This is a genomic window from Faecalibacterium butyricigenerans, assembly GCF_020687345.1.
Classification (GTDB): Bacteria; Bacillota; Clostridia; order Oscillospirales; family Ruminococcaceae; genus Faecalibacterium; species Faecalibacterium butyricigenerans.
Map to the genome: position 1 here is coordinate 1 of NZ_JAJEQL010000032.1, position 23,666 is coordinate 23,666.

19 protein-coding genes and 1 riboswitch are annotated in these 23,666 nt (G+C 59.4%); of the genes, 7 read left to right on the top strand and 12 right to left on the bottom strand.

Annotated elements, in window-relative coordinates; all coding sequences use genetic code 11:
* Positions 1-423: 423 nt before the first annotated feature.
* A riboswitch (cyclic di-GMP riboswitch) is annotated at positions 424-499 on the bottom strand.
* 200 nt (positions 500-699) lie between these two features.
* From acrA to coaD, 7 genes are all read right to left on the bottom strand, one after another.
* On the bottom strand, positions 700-1,794 hold the full coding sequence (gene acrA / locus LKD23_RS10490) for an acryloyl-CoA reductase electron transfer subunit beta (protein ID WP_227621592.1): 1,095 nt from the start codon (positions 1,792-1,794) through the stop codon (positions 700-702).
* 21 nt (positions 1,795-1,815) lie between these two features.
* Entirely contained in the window at positions 1,816-2,610 is a 795-nt protein-coding gene (gene acrB, locus LKD23_RS10495; RefSeq protein WP_227621593.1) for an acryloyl-CoA reductase electron transfer subunit gamma, read from the bottom strand.
* A gap of 17 nt (positions 2,611-2,627) precedes the next feature.
* Complete coding sequence (locus LKD23_RS10500) at positions 2,628-3,797, bottom strand: acyl-CoA dehydrogenase (RefSeq protein ID WP_227621594.1); 1,170 nt, start codon at positions 3,795-3,797, stop codon at positions 2,628-2,630.
* 119 nt (positions 3,798-3,916) lie between these two features.
* Entirely contained in the window at positions 3,917-4,789 is an 873-nt protein-coding gene (locus tag LKD23_RS10505; RefSeq protein WP_227621595.1) for a 3-hydroxyacyl-CoA dehydrogenase family protein, read from the bottom strand.
* Positions 4,790-4,871: 82 nt separating this feature from the next.
* The gene (locus LKD23_RS10510; protein ID WP_055187889.1) at positions 4,872-5,657 is read right to left on the bottom strand and encodes an enoyl-CoA hydratase-related protein; all 786 of its coding nucleotides are present in this window, start codon (positions 5,655-5,657) and stop codon (positions 4,872-4,874) included.
* A 121-nt stretch (positions 5,658-5,778) separates the two neighbouring features.
* The gene (locus LKD23_RS10515) at positions 5,779-6,996 is read right to left on the bottom strand and encodes an acetyl-CoA C-acetyltransferase (protein WP_227621596.1); all 1,218 of its coding nucleotides are present in this window, start codon (positions 6,994-6,996) and stop codon (positions 5,779-5,781) included.
* 91 nt (positions 6,997-7,087) lie between these two features.
* Complete coding sequence (coaD, locus tag LKD23_RS10520; RefSeq protein ID WP_227621597.1) at positions 7,088-7,591, bottom strand: pantetheine-phosphate adenylyltransferase; 504 nt, start codon at positions 7,589-7,591, stop codon at positions 7,088-7,090.
* A 517-nt stretch (positions 7,592-8,108) separates the two neighbouring features.
* On the opposite strand from coaD, the gene LKD23_RS10525 reads away from it, so the two are divergent.
* Together LKD23_RS10525 and LKD23_RS10530 are read left to right on the top strand one after the other, a co-directional pair.
* On the top strand, positions 8,109-9,455 hold the full coding sequence (locus tag LKD23_RS10525) for a butyryl-CoA:acetate CoA-transferase (protein ID WP_227621598.1): 1,347 nt from the start codon (positions 8,109-8,111) through the stop codon (positions 9,453-9,455).
* A gap of 48 nt (positions 9,456-9,503) precedes the next feature.
* Entirely contained in the window at positions 9,504-10,781 is a 1,278-nt protein-coding gene (locus LKD23_RS10530) for an AI-2E family transporter (RefSeq protein WP_227621599.1), read from the top strand.
* Positions 10,782-10,872: 91 nt separating this feature from the next.
* On the opposite strand, the gene LKD23_RS10535 is transcribed toward LKD23_RS10530, so the two are convergent.
* Positions 10,873-12,300, bottom strand: coding sequence for a radical SAM/SPASM domain-containing protein (locus tag LKD23_RS10535; protein WP_227621600.1), 1,428 nt, complete (start codon positions 12,298-12,300; stop codon positions 10,873-10,875).
* A 136-nt stretch (positions 12,301-12,436) separates the two neighbouring features.
* A complete protein-coding gene (locus LKD23_RS10540; RefSeq protein ID WP_227621602.1) occupies positions 12,437-13,012 on the bottom strand; it encodes a TetR-like C-terminal domain-containing protein in 576 nt (191 codons plus the stop codon).
* A 288-nt stretch (positions 13,013-13,300) separates the two neighbouring features.
* Between LKD23_RS10540 and proC the strand changes: the two genes are divergently transcribed.
* The 4 genes from proC to LKD23_RS10560 all read left to right on the top strand — a co-directional run bounded on the left by proC (position 13,301) and on the right by LKD23_RS10560 (position 17,035).
* The gene (gene proC / locus LKD23_RS10545; RefSeq protein WP_227621604.1) at positions 13,301-14,107 is read left to right on the top strand and encodes a pyrroline-5-carboxylate reductase; all 807 of its coding nucleotides are present in this window, start codon (positions 13,301-13,303) and stop codon (positions 14,105-14,107) included.
* Positions 14,108-14,111: 4 nt separating this feature from the next.
* Complete coding sequence (proB, locus tag LKD23_RS10550; protein ID WP_227621606.1) at positions 14,112-14,891, top strand: glutamate 5-kinase; 780 nt, start codon at positions 14,112-14,114, stop codon at positions 14,889-14,891.
* A 2-nt stretch (positions 14,892-14,893) separates the two neighbouring features.
* Positions 14,894-16,156: a glutamate-5-semialdehyde dehydrogenase gene (locus LKD23_RS10555; protein ID WP_227621608.1), complete on the top strand. Its 1,263-nt coding sequence runs from the start codon at positions 14,894-14,896 to the stop codon at positions 16,154-16,156.
* A gap of 441 nt (positions 16,157-16,597) precedes the next feature.
* Complete coding sequence (locus tag LKD23_RS10560; protein ID WP_227621610.1) at positions 16,598-17,035, top strand: methylglyoxal synthase; 438 nt, start codon at positions 16,598-16,600, stop codon at positions 17,033-17,035.
* A gap of 138 nt (positions 17,036-17,173) precedes the next feature.
* Here the strand turns inward: LKD23_RS10560 and LKD23_RS10565 are convergent, their stop codons facing one another.
* Both LKD23_RS10565 and LKD23_RS10570 read right to left on the bottom strand, forming a co-directional pair.
* A complete protein-coding gene (locus LKD23_RS10565) occupies positions 17,174-19,192 on the bottom strand; it encodes an FAD-binding protein (RefSeq protein ID WP_227621611.1) in 2,019 nt (672 codons plus the stop codon).
* Positions 19,193-19,464: 272 nt separating this feature from the next.
* Positions 19,465-20,163 (bottom strand): response regulator transcription factor, encoded by a 699-nt coding sequence (locus tag LKD23_RS10570; protein WP_227621612.1) that lies wholly within the window; start codon positions 20,161-20,163, stop codon positions 19,465-19,467.
* Between the two features lie 86 nt (positions 20,164-20,249).
* On the opposite strand from LKD23_RS10570, the gene LKD23_RS10575 reads away from it, so the two are divergent.
* Positions 20,250-22,010, top strand: coding sequence for a sensor histidine kinase (locus tag LKD23_RS10575; protein WP_227621613.1), 1,761 nt, complete (start codon positions 20,250-20,252; stop codon positions 22,008-22,010).
* A 230-nt stretch (positions 22,011-22,240) separates the two neighbouring features.
* Here LKD23_RS10575 and LKD23_RS10580 read toward each other — a convergent pair whose 3' ends face one another.
* On the bottom strand, positions 22,241-23,503 hold the full coding sequence (locus LKD23_RS10580) for a methionine gamma-lyase family protein (protein ID WP_227621614.1): 1,263 nt from the start codon (positions 23,501-23,503) through the stop codon (positions 22,241-22,243).
* Positions 23,504-23,666 lie beyond the last annotated feature (163 nt).

Consider the following 23,666-nt stretch of genomic DNA (forward strand, 5'->3'; position numbering starts at 1 on the left):
CTTACCGAACTTGGAGCATCTCGAAAGTCTCTCACATTCCTGCCGGACTTTCTCGCGTCTATTGGTTCTTTTCGCTTTACTTCTAGCTGAGACTCGGAAGTCATTCTTTTGTCTCAGCGCTTGGCGCTCAAGTATAATACCACATCACCGCCCGGATGTCAACACTTTTTTACTTCTTTTTTCAAGTTTTTTCGCGCTGACTGAAATCGGCTTCATCCTCTTGTATTTTTCAGACGCAAAACCATACCATCTTTATATAGGTATCGCAGCCGCGGGACGCAAAAGGGCATAAAAAATCCCCCAAGAGACGTTTCCTGCTCGTCTATCGGGGGACTTTCGAAAGACATCGTCACTCAAATCTGTTCCGGCGACTAAAAAAAGAGGAACCACAATACTCATAGACAAAGTAAAGGCAATTCCTCAAAATGCAACTGGCTACCATTTTACAGGCCCTTTAGCTTTGCGTCATAGCTTTTCAACTATTTTGCTAAATATTCTATTCGCAAACTCTTTTTTGAGTCGATCAGATTTAACTGATTTTCCAGCGCTCACGCGCCTTCATCTCTCTGGCAATAATATACCATACTCCCTTAGCTCTGTCAATGGTAAATTTTAGAATTTTTATTATTTTCTGGCTGTAACACAAAAAAGGAGGGCAGCCCTTTCGAGCTGCCCTCCAGAAACCTATTTCTCAGCCGATCACTGAGCAGCCTTTGCTGCCTCGATCTGCTTGATGAGTTCGGGAACGACCTTGAACAAGTCGCCAACGATGCCGTAGTCAGCCACGCCGAAGATGGGGGCGGACTCGTTCTTGTTGACGGCGATGATGCACTCGGAATCCTGCATACCTGCGGTGTGCTGGATCGCGCCGGAGATGCCCAGAGCCACATAGATCTTGGGGTGGACGGTCTTACCGGTCTGACCCACCTGATGGTCAGCGGTCATCCAGCCTGCGTCGGTGACGGCACGGGATGCGCCGACAACGCCGCCGCCCAGAGCTACAGCCAGCTGCTCAGCCAGCTCAATGCCCTTGTTGACGTCCTTGCTGATGCCACGGCCCACAGAGACGATGACGTCTGCGCCGATGAGATCGACCAGCTTCTCAGCTGCCTTCTCAACGCTCAGGACCTCGGTCTTCACATCGTCAGCAGTCAGGCTGAATGCGGGCTTCACGATCTGGCAGGCATCTGCCTTGGCCTGATCGAAGGGAGCCTTCTTCATGACGCCGGGACGGACAGTGGACATCTGGGGACGGAAGCGGGGGCAGATAATGGTAGCCATCAGATGGCCGCCGAATGCGGGACGGGTCATCTTCAGGTTGCGATCCTCATAATCGAACTTCTGCTTGGACAGGTCGATGGTGGAGCTTTCCTTCAGGAACTCGACATACTTTGCAGTGTCGATGTCCAGATGGGTCGCATCAGCGGTCAGGCCGGTGTGCAGACGAGCTGCGCAGCGGGGGCCAAGGTCACGGCCGATGTTGGTAGCACCGATCAGCAGGACCTCAGGCTTATACTCGTTGACCATGTCGCAGACGACCTTAGCGTATGCGTCAGTGGTGTAATCCTTCAGCAGGGGGCTTTCGCAGACCAGGACCTTATCAGCGCCATAGCCGCCCAGCTCCTTTGCGATGCCTTCCACGTTGTCGCCCAGCAGCAGACCGGTGACCTCGCAGCCCAGCTCGTCAGCCAGCTTGCGGGCCTCGCTGACCAGCTCAAAATCAGTGGACATCAGTGCGCCCTGGCGCTGCTCGCAGAAGACCCAGACGCCCTTGTATTCGTTAAAATCAGCCATTGTAATCCTATGCTCCTTTCATCAGATCAGGTGCTTCTTGGCCAGGATACCAGCCAGCTGTGCAGCGGTATCGTCGCCAGTCAGCATAGTGCCTGCGCCCTTCTGCGGAGGAGTGAAGGACTTGAAGACGTTCGTCGGAGAACCCTTCAGACCGATGGTATCGACCTCGATCAGCGGATCGTCCTTCAGTGCATTGTAATCGAACACTTCCATCGGCTTGTCGTAGCAGGTGAAGATGCCGTTGACGCTCATATAGCGGGGCTGGTTCAGCTCCTTGATGCAGGTCAGCAGGCAGGGAGTCTGCACCTTGACCATCATGTAGCCGTCTTCCAGCATACGCTTGACGGTAAGGGTGTTGCCATCCTTCTGGATGTCTGCAACATAGGTCACCTGAGGCAGGTGCAGCTTCTCAGCGATCTGAGGGCCGACCTGTGCGGTATCGCCATCGATTGCCTGACGGCCGCAGAACACGACGTCCTCGGGGCCGACACCGATCTTGTTGACCGCAGCAGCGAGGATCTGGCTGGTTGCGAAGGTATCAGAACCGCCGAACTCGCGGCCGGACACCAGAACAGCCTTGTCAGCGCCGCGGGCCAGCAGCTCACGCAGCATACCCTCGGCCGGCGGGGGACCCATGGTGACGACGACGACTTCACAGCCGGTCTCGTCCTTCAGCTTCAGGGCGGCCTCCAGAGCGTTCAGGTCATCGGGGTTGGTAATGGTTGCCATAGAGGCACGGTCCAGAGTACCGTCCGCCTTGACGGCCACCTTACCGGAGGTATCAGGAACCTGCTTTACACAAACGATTGCTTTCATTGTAAATCTTGCCTCCCTTACTTCAGCAGCGCGCCGGAAATGACCATCATCTGCACTTCGCTGGTGCCCTCGTAGATCTCAGTGATCTTGGCATCGCGCATCATGCGCTCGATGGGGTAATCACGGGTGTAGCCGTAGCCACCGAACAGCTGCAGGCAGCGGCGGGTGACATCGCTGGCGGTGCGGGCTGCGATCAGCTTAGCCTCAGCAGCCTCGACGCTGTAGCGGACCTTTGCGCCGTTCATTGCTTCCTGCTTCTTCAGAGCGGCAGCGTAGACCAGATACTTTGCAGCCTCGATGCGGGCCTTCATCTCAGCCAGCTCGAACTGGGTGTTCTGGAAAGCGGAAATGCTGCGGCCAAACTGCTTGCGCTCCTTGACGTAAGCGACAGTCTCCTGCAGAGCGCCCTCGGCGATGCCCAGAGCCTGAGAGGCGATGCCGATACGGCCGCCGTCCAGAGTGGCCATAGCCAGCTGGAAGCCCTTGCCACGGATGCCCAGCATACGGTCCTTCGGGATGCGGCAGTCCTCAAAGATCAGCTCGCAGGTGGAAGAACCACGGATGCCCATCTTGTCCTCAGCCTTGCCGACGGAGAAGCCCGGGTCGGTGCGCTCCACGATGAAGGCGGAGCACAGCTTGGTGGGACGGCCCTTCTTGTCGGGCACGACGTCGGTGACAGCGATGACGATGAAGACATCAGCAAAACCGGCATTGGTGATGAAGATCTTGGAGCCGTTCAGCACCCAGTAATCGCCATCTTCCTTTGCGATGGTCTGCTGGCCCTGAGCGTCGGTGCCAGCGCCCGGCTCGGTCAGGCCGAAAGCGCCCAGCCACTCGCCGCTGCACAGCTTGGGCAGGTACTTTGCCTTCTGCTCGGGGGTGCCGTTCTCGTAGATGGGGGCTGCGCACAGGCTGGTGTGTGCGGAAACGATAACACCGGTAGTGCCGCAGACCTTGCTCAGCTCCTCAACTGCCATGACGTAAGACAGGACATCGCCGCCTGCGCCGCCAACGGAAGTGGGGAAGTAAATGCCCATCATGCCCAGCTTGCCCATCTTCTCGACGGTCTCCTTGGGGAAATACTCTTCGGCATCAACTTTCTTTGCCAGAGGCTTAACTTCGTTTTCAGCAAACTCGCGGTACATCTTCTGCACCATCTGCTGCTGCTTGGACAGAGTAAAATCCATCGCTATATCCTCCTAACGGATGTTTTTCTTTCAGCACAGGGCAGCTGCACGCTTGTCCTGTGCAAACAAATTCCTCCCGGCCGCTTTTTGAGGGCGACCGAGAGAAATTTCAAACTAAATTACAGCTCGTCCACCGGGGTCTTGGTGCGGTCTGCGTTGTAAACGTAGAAGCCCTTGCCGCTCTTGCAGCCCAGATTGCCGCCGCGGACCATCTTGCGGATCAGCGGGCAGGCACGATACTTGCTGTCGCCGGTCTCCTTGTACAGGACGTCCATGATGGCGAGGCAGATGTCCAGACCAATGAAGTCGCCCAGCTCCAGGGGGCCCATCGGGTGGTTAGCACCCAGCTTCATGGCGGTGTCGATGCCGGCGATGTTGGAGACGCCCTCCATCTTGATGAAGGCAGCCTCATTGATCATCGGGATCAGGATGCGGTTGACGACGAAGCCGGCAGCCTCGTTGACCTGCACGGGGTTCTTGCCGATGGCGACGGAGATCTCCTTGATCTTCTCGACGGTCTCAGCAGGAGTGTTGCAGCCAGCGATGACCTCAATGAGCTTCATGCGGTCAGCGGGGTTGAAGAAGTGCATACCGATCATGGGACGGGACAGGCCCTTGCCGATCTCGGTGATGGACAGAGAAGAGGTGTTGGAAGCGAAGATGCACTCGGGCTTGCAGATCTTATCCAGCTCGCCGAAAGTGGTCTGCTTGACCTTCATATCCTCGAAAGCAGCCTCAACGATGAGGTCGCAGTCAGCGCACAGGTCTTCCTTCAGGCCCGGGGTGATGGCGGCGACGATAGCGTCGACCTTCTCCTGCGTCATCTTACCCTTAGCCACCAGCTTGTCGTAGCCCTTCTTGATCTTTGCCAGACCATTCTCAGCCCACTCCTGCTTGATGTCGCAGAGTGCAACAGTGTTGCCCTCGACCTGAGCAAATGCCTTTGCGATGCCCTGGCCCATAGTGCCAGCGCCGATAACACCGATCTTCATGGGAAATCTCTCCTTTATTATGTAATGTATATCCTCTCCGCCACCTCCCCTTTCCGGGGAGGCTTTGCAGAGGTGGTTGGTTTTAGTTGTTGGTGAACACAGCCTTGGGCTTCGGTTTCTCACGGCTCAGGAAGCAGGCCATGCCTTCCTTCTGGTCGTGGGTCTCGAAGCAGTCGCCGAAGAGCTTCTCTTCGACTTCGACAGCCTTCTCGATGGGGAGGCTGATGCCGTCATTGATAGCCTTCTTGCAGTTGCGCACCGCGATGGGGGCGTTCTTGGCGATCTTGCCTGCCAGCTTCAGGACATTCTCCATCAGCTCAGCCTGCGGATACACTGCGTTGACCAGACCGATGCGGTATGCCTCGTCTGCCTTGATGTTCAGTGCAGAGTAGACCAGCTGCTTTGCCATGCCCATGCCCACCAGACGGGCCAGACGCTGGGTGCCGCCGAAGCCCGGGGTGATGCCCAGACCGACTTCCGGCTGACCGAACACAGCGTTGTCGGAGCAGATGCGGATGTCGCAGCTCATAGCCAGCTCGTTGCCGCCGCCCAGTGCGAAGCCGTTGACGGCTGCGATGACGGGGATGGGGAAGCTCTCGATCATCAGGAACACATCATTGCCCAGCTTGCCGAAAGCCTCGCCCTCGGCCTTGGTCATGGTGCTCATGGAGCCGATGTCAGCGCCTGCCACGAAGCTCTTGTCGCCTTCGCCGGTCAGGACGATGCAGCGGATGGTCTCCTGATCGACTGCCTCAAAAGCAGCCTTCAGGTCAGCCAGAACCTCGGGGTTCAGGGCGTTCAGTGCCTTCGGGCGGTCGATGGTGATGATCTCGACAGCGCCCTGCACCTCGGTTTTTACAAATGCCATTGTGAAAACCTCCAATCAGGTTATATCTTACTCAAATCAGCCCCCGGACAGGGGGACAGGTCTCCGGTCCTGCCCCTTGTCCGGGCGGTATCAATATCCGGAGTGACCCTTCAAAGGGAACTTAGTCCATCTCGACGATGGTTGCGCAGCCCATGCCGCCGCCGATGCACAGGGTAGCCAGACCCTTCTTTGCACCACGATGCTTCATAGCATACAGCAGGGTGACGAGGATACGAGCGCCGGAAGCGCCGACCGGGTGGCCCAGAGCGATGGCGCCGCCGTTGACGTTCAGCTTGTCCTTGTTAAAGCCCAGAGCCTCGCCGACTGCGATGGACTGAGCTGCAAATGCCTCGTTGGCCTCGATCAGATCCATATCATCAACGGTCAGGCCGGTCTTTGCCATGACCTTCTTGGTGGCAGCGATGGGGCCGAGACCCATGACCTCAGGCTCGACGCCTGCCAGAGCACCTGCGACCCAAGTAGCCAGAGGCTTGATGCCCAGCTCCTTAGCCTTCTCCTCGCTCATGACGACCAGAGCAGCAGCGCCATCGTTGATAGCAGAAGAGTTGCCAGCGGTCACGATGCCGTCCTTGGTGAAGGCGGGCTTCAGGGTGCCCAGCTTCTCGACCGGGGTCAGACGGGGGCCTTCATCGGTATCGAACACGGTGTCGCCCTTCTTGCCCTTGATGACGACAGGAACGATCTCGTCCTTGAATGCGCCGTCCTTGATGGCCTTGTCAGCCTTGATCTGGCTGTTGTAGGAGAACTCATCCAGCTGCTCACGGGTGATGGGGCTGTAGCCGTACTTCTTCTGATAGGTCTCGTTGCTGCAGACATTCTCAGCGGTCATGCCCATGTGCTTGTTGAAGCCGCAGGCATCCCACAGTGCGTCGTTGACCATGGTATCGACCAGCTCGCTCTTGCCCATGGGAGAACCCATGCGGTAGCCGTAGCGGGCCTTCTGCAGGGCGAAGGGAGCCATATCCATGTTCTCCATACCGCCTGCGACCACGATGTCAGCATCGCCGGCCTCGATCATCTGAGCAGCCATGTTGACGCAGTTCAGACCAGAGCCGCAGACCACGTTGACGGTGACAGCGGGGGTCTCGATGGGCAGGCCAGCCTTCAGGGAAGCCTGACGGGCGACGTTCTGGCCCAGACCAGCCTGAATGACGCAGCCCATGTAAACATGATCGACCTGCTCAGGCTTCACGTTTGCACGGTTCAGAGCTTCCTTGATGACGATGGAGCCAAGCTCAGCAGCAGGGACGTTTGCCAGAGTGCCGCCAAACTTACCAATAGCGGTACGGCAGGCAGATGCGATAACAATTTTTTTCATGTTAATAGCCTCCTGAAATGTGTATATTTACGGGGTTTTCGTAAAACGATCTATCAAAAGGCCCGAGAGCCTTTCTGCATGATAAAAGGGATCAGATGGTCTTTCCTTCCGCCTGAAGCTGCTCCACTTTCGCGTGGATGGCCGCTTCTACGTTGGGCGTCACGAACTTGGAGATGTTGCTGCCGTAGCGGGCAGCCTCCTTGACGATGGTGGAGGAAAGGTAGCTCCACTTGATGCTGGTGGCGAGGAACATGGTCTCGATGCCGGGCATCAGTGCGTGGTTGGTCTGCGCCAGCTGGATCTCGTTTTCGAAATCCGTCACGGCCCGCAGGCCCCGCACCATCACCGAGGCGTGGCGCTTCTTGGCGAACTCCACGGTCAGGCCGTCAAAGCCCTCCACCGTCACGTTCGGGATGTCCTTGCAGCACTCCTGCAGCAGCGCCACCCGCTCCTCTACGGTGAACAGGGGGTTCTTCGCGCTGTTGATGAGCACTGCCACGATGAGGTGGTCGTTGATCTTTGCTGCCCGCTTGATGATGTCGAGATGTCCTCTCGTGACCGGGTCGAAGGACCCGGGGTAAACTGCTGTTGCCATCGGTATGGTCTCCTTTATCGCCGCGCTTTGGAAAAGCGCAATTTGGTGTTGCCATGATAGCACTTTTCAGTTCCCGCTTCAAGTATCGAGGCATACGCCCCTCGCAACATCGTTAATTTTTAGTCAATTAACGTCGCACTGGGGCGCTTTGTCTTGGTACACATTAAGTAAACCATATTGTCAAAATTTTATCAAGTCTTTTTTCGAAAAAATTTGTTTTTGTCGTACCAAATTATCCCCACAAATTGCTAAGATTTTTAGTCATCTTGTCCGTAGGGCTATTTTTTACGAAAGGGGGCTTGATTCTGCTCTTTGTTAATGTTATAACTAAGTTGAGCAAGTCTGCCTCTGCCGGAGGCATCCGTCCTGCTGTTTCCAAGGATACCGCCGGGATGTGATAAGCCGGTGTCAAAACTGGAAACGAACGGTAAATTTCCGGCAAAGATCTTTGTTCCGCAGGAATGTAAATGGTAAATTTACAATTCTTTTATGTTATTATAGGAGAGGATGGTTTATAATGGATTTTAAGGAAATGTACGCGCAGAAAAAGATGACCGCCGAGCAGGCTGCCGCGCTGGTCAAGAGCGGCGACTGGGTGGACTACGGCTGGTGTGTCAACACCCCTGTGGCCGTGGACGCCGCCCTTGCAAAGCGCCTGCCGGAGCTGGAGAATGTCAACTTCCGCGGCGGCATCCTGATGTGGGTGCCCGAGATCTTCCAGATCGACGACCCTGCTGCCCACATGACTTGGAACAGCTGGCATATGGGCGGCATCGAGCGCAAGGCCATCGCACAGGGCTTTTCGTTCTACTCCCCCATCCGGTATTCTGAGCTTCCCCGCTATTACCGCGAAAGCCCCGACCCGCTGGATGTCGCCGTCTTTCAGGTAACGCCGATGGACGAGCACGGCTACTTCAACTTCGGCCCCAGCGCTTCTCATCTGGGCGCTGTCTGCGAGAAGGCCAAGAAGATCGTCGTCGAAGTCAACACCAATATGCCCCGCTGCCTCGGCGGCATGGAGAACTGCGTCCACATCTCCCGGGTCACCGGCATCGTGGAGGGCAGCAACCCGCCCATTGGCCAGATGGCCGCTGCCGGCCCCGCTTCTGAGGTCGATCTGAAGGTCGCAAATCTCGTCGTGCCCCAGATCCCCAATGGTGCCTGCCTGCAGCTGGGCATCGGCGGTATGCCCAACGCCATCGGCAGCCTCATCGCACAGAGCGACCTGAAGGACCTCGGCGTCCACACGGAGATGTACGTCGATGCCTTTGTGGACATCGCCAAGGCCGGCAAGATCACCGGCGCACACAAGCAGCTGGACAAGGGCCGTCAGGTCTACGCCTTCGGTGCCGGCACCCAGAAGATGTACGACTACCTCAACAACAACCCCGAGTGTATGTCCGCCCCCGTCGATTACACCAACGACATCCGCAGCATCTCCGCACTGGACAACTTCATCTCCATCAACAATGCGGTGGACATCGACCTGTTTGGTCAGGTGAACGCGGAGAGCGCCGGTATCAAGCACATCTCCGGTGCAGGCGGCCAGCTGGACTTCGTGCTGGGTGCCTACCTCTCCAAGGGCGGCAAGAGCTTCATCTGCCTGTCCTCCACCTTCTTTAATAAAAAGACCGGCCAGCTGGAGAGCCGCATCCGTCCCACGCTGGAAAATGGCAGCATCATCACCGACACCCGCGCCAACCTGCATTATCTCTGCACCGAGTACGGCTGCGTCAACCTCAAGGGCCTGACCACTTGGGAGAAGGCTGAGGCCCTCATCAACGTGGCACACCCCGACTTCCGTGAGCAGCTCATCAAAGAGGCCGAGAAGATGCACATCTGGCGCCGCAGCAACAAAATCTAAACATCGCCGTATCGGCTCCTGCCGTCTGCGGCAGGAATGGAGTCTCACATGATGGACAAAAAACCGCACATCAAGCCCTACATCTACGGAATGTTGGCGGGCTTTGGTGCGATAAGCCTGAGCATCCTCTTTTTCTTCTTCATCTACCGCTTCGACGGCTTCGGCGACGCCGTCTCCACCATGACCGGCATCCTGATGCCCTTCATCTATGGTGCGGTCATCGCCTACCTGCTCAAGCCGGTGTGCAACACCATCGAGAACTTTCTGCACCGCATCTTCCCCCAGAAGATGCACGGTCTGGCCAATATGCTGGCCATCGCGGCCACCCTGCTCTTCGGCATTCTGGTGGTCTACGCGCTGGTGATGATGGTGGTGCCGCAGGTCATCTCCAGCGTCACCTCCCTCTACTACACGGCCCAGACCAGCATCACCCGCTTCATGCGGTGGATCAACACGCAGGACGTCTTTCTGGACAATGCGACCCTGATGGGCTACTTCAACGACGCTTACGATGCCATCACGAGCAATCTGGCCTCTCTGCGCACCACCCTGCTGCCCTCCCTCCAGAACCTGCAGGGCATCCTGAGCAGCGTAGGCGTGGGCGTCATAAACGTGGTGACGTGGTTCAAGAACCTGCTCATCGGCCTCATCGTTGCGGTCTACCTGCTGGCCAGCCGCAAAAAACTTGTCAAGCAGGCCAAGATGATCCTTTACAGCATCTTCAAGCCCCGCTGGGCGCAGCTTATTCAGGAAGAAGTCCTTTACGCAGACCGGATGTTCGGCGGCTTCATCAACGGCAAGATTCTGGACTCTGCCATCATTGGCGTGCTCTGCTACTTTGCCTGCATCGTCTTTAAGTTCCCCAGCGCTCTGCTGGTGTCCGTCATCATCGGCGTCACCAACGTCATCCCCTTCTTCGGCCCCTTCATCGGTGCGGTCCCCGCCACCCTGCTCATCCTCATCCAGAGTCCCATCAAGGCTCTCTGGTTCGTGCTCTTCGTTCTGGTGCTCCAGCAGCTGGACGGCAACGTCATCGGCCCGAAGATCTTGGGCAACACCACCGGACTTTCCAGCTTCTGGGTGCTCTTCTCCATCCTGCTGTTTGGCGGGCTGTGGGGCTTCGTGGGCATGATCGTAGGTGTGCCGCTGTTTGCCGTCATCTACGACATCATCAAGAAGCTGGTGTTCCATGGCCTCCGCCGCAACGGCCAGCTCGGGCAGGTAGAAACCTACCATGAAGAGTTCGGCGACCCGGATGACCCGGCTCCCGCCCCTGCCGAAGCAGAGAGCGAGACCGAGATCGTCATCGACTCCGGCGAAGAATAACAAGAACAAGCCCCCATCCTCCCGGCTGCCTCAGCCGGTGAAGATGGGGGCTTTTCTGCGCATTTTTATTCCAGTGGAAAGACCGATAAAGTCATTTCGCGGTAGTGGGTCTCCAGTCCTTGTAGTTCTCGTACCGGCTCTCCCGGAGCGTGACGTGGGACCAGATCTCGTCGGCCACAGGCTGCCAGTCTGCCGCATAGGCCGCACACTTGTCGCAGAGGTGGTCTACAGTCTCGGGGGACTGCAGATCCGTGCTGTGGGCACCGGTGTCGTGGACCATCTTCCGCAGCAGCTCGGGATTTTCCAGCATCGGACAGGGCCGCAGGTGGTTTTTGTTGAACGGCTGCCCATTGTGATAGGCCATGAAGAGGGGGCTGCGGAGGATGTCGAGGATGCTGCTGTCGTGGATGTTGGCGTTCGAGTAGTGGATAAAGACGCAAGGTTCGGCGTCGCCCGCCGAGTTGATGTGGAAGTAGTTGCGTCCACCTGCGATGCAGCCGCCCACGAACTCGCCGTCGTTCTGGAAGTCCATCGGGTAGAACGGGATGTCGCTCTTCTCCGAGCGGAGATACCGGATGCGCTCCAGCATATACTTGCGCTGGGCCGGGGTGGGCATCAGTTCGGGTGTAGCCTCGTTGCCCACCGGCATGTAATGGAAGTAGAAGCCGAAATGCGCGCCCTTATCGCAGAGCATCCGCATGAAGTGGTCGCTGGTGACGGCCTCAAGGTTGTCCCTCGTGTAGCAGATGGACGTCCCGAAGAGGATGCCGTGGGCCTTCAGCAGGTCCATCGCGTGCATGACAGCGGCATAGTGTCCATCGCCCCGCCGGGCATCGTTGGTGGAAGGCGTGCCCTCGATGGAGAGCATGAAGGCGATGTTGCCCAGCTTTACCACCCGCTCACAGAACGGCTCGTCGATGAGGGTGGAGTTGGTGTAGATGGCGAACTGCACATCGTTGTGCTTCTCCGCCAGACGAAGGATGTCCGCCTTCCGCACCAGCGGCTCGCCGCCGGTGAGCATATAGAGGTAGACGCCCAGCGCCTTGCCTTCGGTGACGATCTTGTCCATATCCTCAAAGCTGAGGTTGTTCTTGTGGCCGTACTCGCCCGCCCAGCAGCCCACACAGTGCATATTGCAGGCCGAAGTGGGGTCGAAGAGGATGAGCCACGGGATGTTGCAGCGGTACTTGACCCGGTTCTCCCGGATGGTCTTGGTGCCCCGGAAGAATGCCTCATAGCCGAGGTTGAGGGCCGTGGTGCGGGCCACATTGGGGTCTGTCTGGCTGAGCACACAGTTGATGAGCTTCGACCACTTGCTGTCCGGGTCAGCCAGCACGGCGTGGGCGTGCTCGTAGGTCTCCTCGCTGAAGGAATCGCCGTAAAACTGCTTTGCCACGTCCACCATCTCGGCGATCGCCTTCTGACGGTCCTTGTTGACATGGGCCAGTGCGACATCCACCATCGTCCCGACAGCAGCACGCTGCACCTTGTGGCTCAGAGAATCCAATGCGGTACTCATAATGTCAGCCTCCTTAGCCGGTTCTTTGCCGGTTTTCTTTGACAATACTTTAACATTTTCTCCGCAAAGGTTCTATAAACAACGAAAGCAGGGTGATAGTTTTTCCATCACCCTGCTTTTGTTGCTCAATTTTTTATCAGTCTGTCTCGATTGATGCTTTTCCATCCGTGCGGAAGCGCTGCAAGGCCCGCTTCAGGTCGCCCTGCATGATGGTGTTCAGGCGCTCGGCCATGATGGCCGGGTCGGCCTTCATGTCGCGGCGGATCCATTCCAGCGCCAGTCCCACGAAGCCGTACTTGTAAAAGTCGATGATGAACTGCTTGTCTTCCTCTTTTACCGGGATGTTCAGCCGCTCCACGAATATCCGCAGCAGCGGGTCCAGCATCTTATAAAGGTACTGCTCCACTTGTTCGCGGCTGACCGAGCGGTAGACGTTCAGCACCAGCACCCGGTTGGCCTGCACCTTTTCCAGCATCTCCCGGAGCGCCCCGCTCCACGTCTCGAAATCCTGAAGTCCCTCCAGCGCCTCGGCGGCATCCTCCATCAGGATCCAGTCCACAAGGTCATAGATGTCCTTGAAATGATAATAAAAGGTCATGCGGTTGACGCCGCAGTCCTCGGTGATGTCGCTGATCGTGATCTTATTCAGGGGCTTGCGGAGGAGCAGCTTTTTCAGCGATGCTTCCAGCGCCCGTTTTGTCGTCTGTGCCACAAGAATGCCCATCCTTTCCGACCAGAGCCTCTTGCCCCAAGGCTCTCTGCCTGTCCCTCTGCCGCGCAGAGTTTTCCAACTTTCATCGGTCATATCTTTATGATACCGCAGACCGCCGGAACAGTGCAAGCATCTTTTCCAACATTTTCATGAACTTTTTGTGTCCCACCGCCGGGTGTTTCCTCTTTATTTCCGGCAAAGACTGCCTCTTTTCCCCCGCAGCAGAGACAAAATACTTGATTTTCTGCCCGGCTGTGCTTAAATGGAAAGCAGAAAGGAAGGGTAAGTATGAGAAAGACCATCGGATTTTTAGGCTGCGGCAACATGGGCGGGGCCATCGCCCGGGCCGTCTGCAAGGCAGCCGACCCCCAGAGCGTCTGGCTGGCCAACCGCACCCCCGCCAAGGCGGAGGCGCTGGCCGCAGAGCTGGGCTGCAACACCACCAGCAACGACGAAGTCGCAGGCCGCTGCGACCTCATCTTCTTGGCCGTCAAGCCTCAGATGATGGAGGAGCTTCTTGCCCCTCTCCGCTTCACGCTGGCCGAGCGGCCGGGCCGCTTCGTGCTGTGCAGCATGGCGGCAGGCCTGTCCATCGGCCGCATTCAGGAGCTGGCCGGCGGGGACTACCCCGTCATCCGCATCATGCCCAACACCCCGGCCTCTGTGGGGGCAGGCATGATCCAGTACTGCACCTCCGGTGTCACCGCCGAGGAGGAAGCCGACTTCCTCCGCCTGATGGCCCCCGCCGGGCGGCTGGACGCCGTGCCGGAGGCCCTCATCGACGCAGCCAGCTGCGTGTCCGGCTGCGGCCCGGCTTGGGTGTACCAGTTCATCGAGGCGCTGGCCGACGGCGGTGTGGCCTGCGGCCTGCCCCGGGCCAAAGCGCAGGAGTATGCCGCCCAGATGGTGCTGGGCAGCGCAAAGCTGGTGCTCGAGAGCGGCCAGCACCCCGGCGCACTCAAGGACGCCGTGTGCAGCCCCGGCGGCAGCACCATCCAAGGCGTCCGGGTGCTGGAAGAAAAGGGGATGCGGGGCGCTGTGATGGACGCCGTCCTCGCCGCCTACAATAAGACAAAAGAGATGGGAAAGGGCTGAATCTATGCGCATCGTCGTCAAAGTGGGCACCTCTACGCTGGCCCACGCCACCGGGCGGCTGAACATCCGCCACGCCGAGGAACTGGTAAAGGTCCTCAGCGACCTGAAGAACGCCGGGCATGAGGTCATCCTCGTGTCGTCGGGTGCCATCGGCATGGGCGTGGGCAAGCTGTCGCTGCCCGCCCGCCCCACCGATATGTCCTCCAAGCAGGCCTGCGCCGCCGTGGGCCAGTGCGAGCTGATGTATGTTTACGACCGGCTCTTCAGCGCCTATGACCATACGGTGGCCCAGATCCTGCTCACCGGCGTGGACGTCGAGCACGCCAGCCGCCGGGAGAACATTCAGAACACCCTCACCCGGCTGCTGGAGCTGGGCGCACTGCCCATCATCAACGAGAACGACACCGTGGCCACCGATGAGATCACCTCCATCGGCGACAACGATACCCTCGCCGCCATCGTCACCTGCTGCATCAAAGCCGACCTTCTGGTGCTGCTGAGCGACATCGACGGCCTCTACACCGCCAACCCCCACACCCACCCGGAGGCAAAGCTTATCCCGCTGGTAAAAGAGATCACCCCCGAGGTGATGGCTCTGGCCGATGGGGCCGGGTCGGCGCTGGGCACCGGCGGTATGTCCACCAAACTCCGCGCCGCCCGGATGGTGACGTCCAGCGGGGCCGACATGGTCATCGCCAACGGCGCCCATCCCGAGCTGCTCTATGACATCGCCGAGGGCCGTGCCGTCGGCACCCGCTTTGCGGCCCACAGACAGGAGGCATGACCATGACCACACAGGAGATCCTCGAGGCCGCCCGTGCGGCCAAGACCGCCGTCGCCCTCTCGGACGGCACCACCCGGAACGCCGCCCTCGGCGGGATGGCCGACGCCCTCGGCGCACCGGAGCATCTGGACGCCATCCTCGCCGCCAACGCTGAGGATATGGCTGCTGCCAAGGGGAAGATCAGCGACGTCATGCTGGATCGCCTCGCTCTGACGCCCCAGCGCATCGCGGCGATGGCCAAGGGTATCCGGGACGTCGCCGCCCTGCCCGACCCGGTGGGCCGGGTGCTGAGCCGTATCCAGCGGCCCAACGGCCTCCTCATCGAAAAGACCGCCGTGCCGATGGGCGTCATCGCCATCATCTATGAGAGCCGTCCCAACGTCACCAGCGACGCCGCCGCACTCGCCATCAAGAGCGGCAACGCCTGCATCCTCCGCTGCGGCAAGGAGGCGTGGCGCTCGGCCAACGCCATCGTAGCCGCCCTGCGGCAGGGCCTGCGGGCCAACGGCCTGCCCGAAACGGCGGTCTGCCTCATCGAGGACACCACCCACGCCTCGGCCAACGCCCTCATGACCGCTGTGGGGTATGTGGACCTGCTCATCCCCCGGGGCGGGGCCGGACTCATCCGGGCCTGCGTCGAGAACGCAAAGGTCCCCTGCATCCAGACCGGCACCGGCATCTGCCACATCTTCGTGGACGACACCGCCGACCAAACCAAGGCGCTGGACATCATCGAGAACGCAAAGGCCAGCCGCCCCAGCGTCTGCAATGCCGAGGAGGTCTGCCTCGTCCACAGCGCCATCGCGGCCGGGTTCCTGCCGAAGCTGGCCCAGCGCCTCGGACCGGACCGCACCGCCAAGGGCCTGCACCCGGTGGAGCTGCGGCTGGACCCGCGCGCCGCCGCCCTCATCCCGGGCACACCCGCCGGGCCGAAGGACTTCGACACCGAGTTCCTCGACTACATCCTCGCGGTGAAGGTCGTGGACAGCGTGGAGGAGGCCGTCGCCCACATCGCGGCCCACTCCACCGGCCACAGCGAAGCCATCCTGACCCGGACCGACGCCCACGCGGCCCTCTTTACGGCTGCCGTGGACAGTGCTGCCGTCTACGCCAACTGCTCCACCCGCTTCACCGATGGCGGCGAGTTCGGCCTCGGCTGCGAGATGGGCATCTCCACCCAGAAGCTCCACGCCCGCGGCCCCATGGGCCTCGGCGAGCTGTGCAGCTACAAGTACATCATCCGCGGCGACGGTCAGGTCCGGTGATCCTTTGACAAGACTGCCGCTGCGATAAAAATTTTCTTCATTTTTCACGACAGGCCGAGGCCAGACGCCCCGGCCTGTACTTTTGTTTCATCCGGATGGACTGTTTTTCTGCAAGATACACTTTTGGATGAAAAAATTTTTACAAATGCACCGGAGAATAAATCCTTGTATCCAAATTTTCGCCATTCTCCACAAAGCTATAGTCATACTTTCCCCATTTTGTCTTGCAAAAATCACAACAAACCTCTTGACATCCGGGCTTTGAGTGGGTTAAATTTAAGATGAAGGTATAATTCAACACCATCTTACTTGTTTGGTCTGTTTGTTGAGAGTTGTTCTCCACGAGGCTTCAGTTTTTTAAGTCGTTTTCTATCCGGGGACACTTTTCCGAGCATATCCGCCCACCCACAACACTATACTTGGAATGAAGGAGAGAGCGTTATGACGATTGCTATACTCGCACATGACTCCCGCAAAGAACTTGCACTTCAGTTCTGTACCGCCTACAGTGGAATCCTATCCCGCAACACGGTCATTGCCACCGGTACCACCGGTCGGATGCTGGCGCAGGCTACCGGTCTGCCCGTGCACTGCTACCTCTCCGGGAAGCTGGGCGGCATCCAGCAGATCGCGGCCCGGGTGGCCTGTGACGAAGTAGACCTTGTGCTCTTCTTCCGCGACCCCCTCAAGCAGGAGACCGGCAGCAGCAACGAGCAGAATCTGCTGCGGCTGTGCGATATGCACAGCGTGCCCATCTCCACCAACATCGCCACGGCCGAGGTGCTGCTGCGCGGCCTCGATCAGGGCGACCTCGATTATCGTGAGGGCATCCACCCCGACATCACGGAGCCTCTGCCCGTCCACCGGGCCGTGTGCTGAGGCTGTTTTTTGAGACATCGACCCATCTGGTGTTTTTTGTGTATAGAGGGTTTCGAATAACGAAAGACACCGCAGAAGTTTGCGCTTCTGCGGTGTCTTTTCATTTTATCCTGTGCTCAGGCAGCACGGAGGGACGACTTATTCCAGACCGCCCATCTGTTTGATGGCCTTGATGGCGAAGGTCAGGGTGCGGCCCATTGCCACGCCCGCCATCAGGCAGGGGTAGTTGTTGGCGAAGAAGGAACCGGACATATCGCCGGTGACGTACAGGCCGGGCATGGGCTTGTTGTCGTTGTCAAGAGCCTGACCCTTATCGTTGATGGCGATGCCCTGCTCGGTGCACAGCAGGGAGGCACCCAGCCAGCAGCCGTAGAAGGGGGCGGTGCGGATGGCGCTCAGGCGGTAAGCGGGCTTGCCGAAGTCCTCATCCTCCTGCTTGTCGTACAGCTCGTTGTAGCGGTCAACGGTAGCGAGGAAGGTGTCTTTTGCCTCACCGGTGAAGCCCAGCTTGTCGGCCAGCTCCTCGATGGTGTTGCAGACGAACAGAGTGCCGGCTGCGACCGCCTCATCGACCTTGCCCTGGAAATACTTCTCGCCGCCGGCACGGGTCTGAGCAGAGCAGCCGATGGTGTGGAAGCGCTTTGCGTCCTCCAGAATATTGGCGTCGCAGATCTGTGCGTAGACGCGGCCCGGCTGGTGGGCAGCAGCATAGACGATGTCGTTGTAGGGGCTGCTCTCGTTGGCGAAGCGCTCACCGTTGCGGTTGACCTTCAGGAAGGGCTGGGTGCCGGGGTTGTACTGGCGGATGGGGCCGGGGAAGGCCTTGCCGCCGAAGGCAGAATCGCTTGCCACATAACCGCCGTCCACGCCGGGGGCCACGATGCCGCGGTCGAACAGCATGGGGGCTGCTTCCTTGTCGAAGTTTGCGCCGGCCCAGACCGCAGCACGGATGCCGTAGCCCTTATCGGCCGGAGAGTAGGAGCAGGCAGTGGTGACGGAGGTGCCCAGCGGGTCCAGCTGCTCCATCATGTAGGGGTTGCCGGGGAAGCCGCCGCAGGCCAGCAGGACACCCTTGTTGGCGTTGTAGCGGATGAAGTGGTCGTCCTCGGTGCTCTGGGCGATGACGCCGGTGATGCGGCCGGTCTCGTCCTTCTCCAGCTTTGCCAGAGAAGTCTTGAAGTCCACATCATAGCCCAGCTCGCGGATGTAGTCCAGCAGCAGCTCGTTGCGGGCTGCGCCGGAGCTGCGGTCGTAGGTGTACTCGATCTCCGGGTACATATAGTCGGTGTTGTGCTCGGCGTTCTCGGCGGGCCATCTTGCCTCATCGCCGTAGGTGTAGATCATCTTGACGCCGTACTTGTCCTCCATGATGGAGCGGATGAACTCGATCATCTCGCCGGACTCGTTGATCCAGGTCTTGACAACGCGCTGGTCGCACTTGCCGGAAGCGTAGCGGGACACCTCGCTCAGGAGCTTTGCGCGGTCCATCTTGATGCCCTGTGCCTGTGCGCCGAAGCCGTCCACCGCACCGACCCAGTGGCGGGTATCCTGCACATTGCCGTTCTGCTCGATGACGCGGAAGTTCAGACCGTTGGCGGCTGCGTAGGCAGCTGCGCCCATGCCGCCGTTGCCCGCGCCGACGATGAGGATGTCGGTGTCCACGGTCTCAGTGATGGCAGCCTCGTCGATGTCAGGCTCCTTGCCCAGCCAGTCGGTCTCATCGCCGGTGGGCAGCTGGACGGAGGTCACAGCAGCCTCGCCCTTGGCCTGTGCGTAGCAGCTCTTGGCGGCCTTCATGACAGCGTCGGAGGTGATGGTGGAGCCGGAGACGCCGTCGATCTCGGCAGAGCCGGCGGCCATCAGCTGCTCGCGCAGCTCGTCGGCAGCGGCAGCGCCGTAGGAAGCAGTCTCGCCGGAGGTATCGACCACAACATCGGTCACAGCGCTGTCAGAGAAGGTCATCGTGACCTTGACGGTGGAAGAGATGCCCTCGGCAGTGCCCTCATAGGTGCCGGGGATGTAGGTACCGGCTGCGCCGGAGGAAGCTGCGGTGGAGGAGCCGGCGGTGTTGCAGGCAGCCAGTGCACCGGCAGTGACACCGGACATGGCGGCAGCGGCAGCGATCTTCAGAAAACCTTTGCGGGAGATCTTATTCATTTTGCGTAGACCCTTTCTTCTCGTTCTTCTTTATTCTTGCTCATAGCTCCGTGCGGCGGCAGACCTTCTCGCGCTGCGCCCACATCGTTCGACAATAATTTAACACAAATGCAGGGGTCTGTCTTTTAAGAATCCTTAAACTTCTCCGCCGCCATTCGGTCTGATTTTCGTCCCAAAGTCCATTTTCGTTAATTATTTGCTTAACAAACCGCAAAAAGAGCGCCGACTGTTTAAGTTTCCTTAAAAAGTCGGCGCTCTCATTTAAACGATTCTTAAGCCCTTTCCCCCTCCGGCTGGAAGACGTATCCCTTTCCCCAGACATTTTTTAAGTAGACAGGCTTTGCGGGGTCCGGCTCGATCTTGCTGCGGAGGTTATGGATATGGACCTGCACCGTCCGTACATCGCCAAGGCTGTCCTTGCCCCAGATCTTCTGGTAAAGCTCATTGGCCGTAAAAAAGGTGTTCGGGTAGCGGACAAAGAGGGTCAGGATGCGGTATTCCATATCAGCCAGATGGACGCTGCGTCCGTCCTTCTCTACGCTGTGGCTGTTGGCGTCCAGTGTGAAGGCCGTGCAGTGGTAGCCGTTGACGCTGGGTTCTGCGCCGTCCATCTGGACCCGGCGGATGTTGGCCATGATGCGGGCCAGAAGGATCTTGTTGTTATAGGGCTTGGCCAGAAAGTCATCGCCGCCCATTTCCAGCGCACGGACGATGGTGTCAGTGTCGTCCAGACAGGAGGTGAAGATGATGGGGCAGTGGTGCCAGCTTCGCAGGCGCTGGCAGAGGTCTACTCCATTGGTGTCCGGGAGAAGGATGTCCATCAGGATGACATCGAACCTCTCCCGCGCATGGCTCAGCGCGTCGCCGCCCGTCTCCGCACAGACCACCTCGAAATTCTGCTGGCTCTTTAAAAAATAGCAGGTGGTGTCGCGGATCACGGGGTCATCTTCCACCAACAATACGCGGATCATCCCTGTCAGCCCTCCCCTTTTTTCGCACGATTTGATATACTATAGTATACCTTATTTTTCTTACATCCACAAGGGGAGGCATCGCCATGAAGCAAAAATGGCCCATTCTCATTTTTTCCGCCCTGCTGACGGCTTTCATCGTGCTGGCCGGCATCTGGGGCAATGCACAGTTCCAGCAGCTGCCCAGCGGCGGCGTCCTTACGGCCCAGCAGGCCGCCAAGGGCATCGCGCCGGATGGCTGGCGGCAGGAGGCTCCCGGCCAGTGGCATTTCACCTTCACCGCCGGGGAGGATCTCTCGTCTCTCACCCTCTGCGTTACCAATACGGCAGCGCCGCTGGAGGCCGAACGGCTGACCGACCTTGCCCGCTCGGGCGAGCTGTACGCGCTGGATGTTACACCCGGCGAAACGGTGGAGCTGGTATTCGCCTGCCGCCGCAGCCCCCAGACATGGCTGATGTCCTCGGCTTTCGCCGACCGCGCCTTCCGTTTCCGCACCCTGACCCAGCTCATCACCCTGACGGCTTTTGTGACGATGGGGGTGGTGGTGCTGGCCCTCTACCATTATAAGCATCAGCCGGAGCTGGGATATTTTCTGCTCTACCTTGTCATCATGAGCGCGTGGGCGCTGATGGTCTTTTTCTTCCCGGCCATCCGGAGCGGCCCGCTTCAACTCGTTCTCCGCTCTTTCTTCGCCTTCACGGTGCTGGCCTCGGCGTTGCTGGCTGCGGGGTTGCTGGGCATGGAGCTGCCCCGCTCCGGGCGGGGGCTTCTCGGGCTCATCGCGGGCTGTGCCGTTTTCTTCCTGCTGGGCATGAACGACTATCCCCCGCTTCGAGTGGGAGTGCTGGCGGCCGGTATGTTCTTCTGCCTCTATCTCCTGATGGCCGCTGTGAAGGCGGGTTATGAGGGGGCCGGACTGATGCTCCTGCCCTGCGCCGTCACCACCGGTTTCCGGATCTGGGCGCTGCTGCCCGGTCTGGACAGCCCCTTCTTCGTGGAGTCCGTCCCCTTCTACCTGCTGCGCTGCTCCCGCCTCTACGACCTGCCCTTTGCCATCGGCTGCATGGTCTTCGTCTGTCGCCGGTTCGCCCTCCTCTTCGACCGCACCGAGCAGCTGGCCCGGGAGCTGGACGCCCGGGTGGCCGAGCGGACGAAGGAGCTGACCGCCGAGACCGATGCCCGCAAGAGCATGATGCTCAACATCTTCCACGACCTGCGCAGCCCCCTGTTTGCAGTCAGCAACGGGCTGGAAACGCTGGAATCTGCCCCCGAGGCCCTGCCTGCCCTTCTGCCCGCCCTGCGCCAGCGCGTCGAGTTTCTGCGGCGGCTGACGGAAGACCTCTTCCTCGCGGCCAAGCTTGAGCAGAAGCAGCTCCTGCTCAACGAGGACCGCGCTGCGCTCAACGAAGAAGCCGCCGCCGTCTGTGCGGCCTGTCAGAGCGAGGCCGACCAAAAGGGTGTTGCGCTCTGCCTCAGCGCCGACGTTCTCCTGCCCGTCTGGGGCGACAGCGTGCGGCTGCAGCAGATCCTCCAGAACCTCGTGACCAACGCCATCCACTACACCCCCGCCGGGGGCAGCATCCATGTGGTCTGCCGCGCCGAGGGCGGGACGGCCTGCGTCAGCGTGCAGGACACCGGCTGCGGCATCGCACCGGAAGATCAGGGGGCCGTCTTCGACCGGTATTTCCACACCTCTGCCGACAAAAAGCACGACTCCACCGGCCTCGGCCTGACCATCGCGCAGGAGCTGGCCCGCCTCCACCACGGCGAGATCACCCTGCAAAGCGAAGTCGGCAGGGGCAGCATCTTCACACTGAGGCTGCCGCTCTTGAATATCGAAGAGTAGAGCAGTCTGCGCTTTTATCGCAAGACAAGAAATTAGTGCAACATTCAAACAGCATATTTGCGATATGCAATTCAACGCTGTTGCTGTTGCATTAAAAAGTTGAATTGCTATAATGCACAAGACCCGGAACCTTTTCAGGGCCAGAGTGGCTCAGAGAGGTTCCGGGTCTTGTGTTATTTCTTTGTGCAGACCGCTATCGCATTTTTATCTTGCAGCAGCTTCTTCTACACTCAATCCTTGAAATACGCATTCTGCACTGCCAGCAGGACGCCTGCGCGGCTGGCGGCGAAGTTCAGGCCGCCCTGCAGATAGCAGGTGTACGGCTCACGCAGGGGGCCGTCGCAGGAAAGCTCGATGGTGCTGCCCTGCGTGAAGCTGCCGCTGGCCATGATGACTTCGTCGGTGTAGCCCGGCTCGGGAGAGGGTTCCGGAGCGGCATAGCTGTCCACGGGGCTTGCGGCCTGCACGCCCCGGCAGAAGCCGATGAGGGCGTCTGCCGTACCGGCATCAAAGCAGGTGACGATGTCGTTGTGGGCCTCGCAGTAGCGGGGGATGGGCTTTTTGCCCACCAGCTCCAGCAGACACTGGGCATAGATGGCCGTCTTGATGGCCTCGCAGACCACGCCGGGGGCGTAGTAGAAGCCCAGATACATATCGCGGGGCGTCTCGAGGGTGCAGCCCAGCTCTTTGCCGAGGCCGGGGGCGTTCAAACGGTAGGCGCACAGCTCCACGAGTTCTTTCCGGCCTGCGATGTAGCCGCCGGTGGGGGCGATGCCGCCGCCGGGGTTCTTGATGAGGCTGCCCACCACGAGGTCGGCACCGGCCTGACAGGGTTCCTCTTTCTGGGTGAACTCGCCGTAGCAGTTGTCCACAAAGACGATGATGTCGGGGTTGGCGGCGCGGGCGGTGTCAGCGACCCTGCGGATGGTGTCGAGGTCGAAAGCGTTGCGCTGCAGATAGCCGCGGCTGCGCTGGATGTGGCACACCTTCGCGCCCGGGGCCTTCTGGGCGATCAGCTCATAGTCCGGGGTGAAGTCCGCCTTCAGCGGCGCTTCGTCGTACCGGATGCCGTAGTCCATCAGGGTGCCGGTGCCCTTGCCCTTGCCGTCCAGACCGATGACGCCTTCCAGCGTGTCGTAGGGACGGCCCGTGGCGGCCAGCAGGGTATCGCCCGCCCGCAGCAGGCCGAAGAGGGCCACCGCCAGCGTGTGGGTGCCGCTCTGGAACTGGCTGCGCACCAGCGCATCCTCCGCGCCCATCACCTCGGCAAAGATCTGCTCGAGCTTGGCGCGGCCGCTGTCCCACAGGCCGTAGCCGGTGGTGCCCAGCATATCGGTGGAGGACATCTGGGTGTCCGCAAAGGCTTTCAGCATCTTGAGCTGGTTGTAATCGCGGATGTCCTCCATCTGCTTGAAGTAGGGCTGGCAAAGCGCAAGGGCCTTTTCGTCCAGCGCCAGAACTTCGGGCTTGTAATCGAAAAATTGATTTAACATTGACATGATATTGGTTCCTTAGTTTTTCTGTTTTTTTATTCGCGGCATCTTCGCCGTAGTCGCTCCGCTGGGCCAGAAGCAGAGAGGTAACACCAGCTGCGAAGCAGCAAATCGGAGAAACGAGAAAAAAGCGTTTAGCGCAGCGGCTAGCTTTTTTCCGTTT

What these genes read in the sequence shown, in the direction of transcription:
- LKD23_RS10555 (WP_227621608.1), top strand. Translation starts at nt 14,894, where the DNA reads ATGACCACACAGGAGATCCTCGAGGCCGCCCGTGCGGCCAAGACCGCC.
- LKD23_RS10530 (WP_227621599.1), top strand. Translation starts at nt 9,504, where the DNA reads ATGATGGACAAAAAACCGCACATCAAGCCCTACATCTACGGAATGTTG.
- LKD23_RS10500 (WP_227621594.1), bottom strand. Translation starts at nt 3,797, where the DNA reads ATGGATTTTACTCTGTCCAAGCAGCAGCAGATGGTGCAGAAGATGTAC.
- proC (WP_227621604.1), top strand. Translation starts at nt 13,301, where the DNA reads ATGAGAAAGACCATCGGATTTTTAGGCTGCGGCAACATGGGCGGGGCC.
- LKD23_RS10510 (WP_055187889.1), bottom strand. Translation starts at nt 5,657, where the DNA reads ATGGCATTTGTAAAAACCGAGGTGCAGGGCGCTGTCGAGATCATCACC.
- LKD23_RS10580 (WP_227621614.1), bottom strand. Translation starts at nt 23,503, where the DNA reads ATGTTAAATCAATTTTTCGATTACAAGCCCGAAGTTCTGGCGCTGGAC.
- LKD23_RS10565 (WP_227621611.1), bottom strand. Translation starts at nt 19,192, where the DNA reads ATGAATAAGATCTCCCGCAAAGGTTTTCTGAAGATCGCTGCCGCTGCC.
- acrA (WP_227621592.1), bottom strand. Translation starts at nt 1,794, where the DNA reads ATGGCTGATTTTAACGAATACAAGGGCGTCTGGGTCTTCTGCGAGCAG.
- proB (WP_227621606.1), top strand. Translation starts at nt 14,112, where the DNA reads ATGCGCATCGTCGTCAAAGTGGGCACCTCTACGCTGGCCCACGCCACC.
- coaD (WP_227621597.1), bottom strand. Translation starts at nt 7,591, where the DNA reads ATGGCAACAGCAGTTTACCCCGGGTCCTTCGACCCGGTCACGAGAGGA.
- LKD23_RS10505 (WP_227621595.1), bottom strand. Translation starts at nt 4,789, where the DNA reads ATGAAGATCGGTGTTATCGGCGCTGGCACTATGGGCCAGGGCATCGCA.
- LKD23_RS10570 (WP_227621612.1), bottom strand. Translation starts at nt 20,163, where the DNA reads ATGATCCGCGTATTGTTGGTGGAAGATGACCCCGTGATCCGCGACACC.
- LKD23_RS10575 (WP_227621613.1), top strand. Translation starts at nt 20,250, where the DNA reads ATGAAGCAAAAATGGCCCATTCTCATTTTTTCCGCCCTGCTGACGGCT.
- LKD23_RS10515 (WP_227621596.1), bottom strand. Translation starts at nt 6,996, where the DNA reads ATGAAAAAAATTGTTATCGCATCTGCCTGCCGTACCGCTATTGGTAAG.
- LKD23_RS10525 (WP_227621598.1), top strand. Translation starts at nt 8,109, where the DNA reads ATGGATTTTAAGGAAATGTACGCGCAGAAAAAGATGACCGCCGAGCAG.
- acrB (WP_227621593.1), bottom strand. Translation starts at nt 2,610, where the DNA reads ATGAAAGCAATCGTTTGTGTAAAGCAGGTTCCTGATACCTCCGGTAAG.
- LKD23_RS10560 (WP_227621610.1), top strand. Translation starts at nt 16,598, where the DNA reads ATGACGATTGCTATACTCGCACATGACTCCCGCAAAGAACTTGCACTT.
- LKD23_RS10535 (WP_227621600.1), bottom strand. Translation starts at nt 12,300, where the DNA reads ATGAGTACCGCATTGGATTCTCTGAGCCACAAGGTGCAGCGTGCTGCT.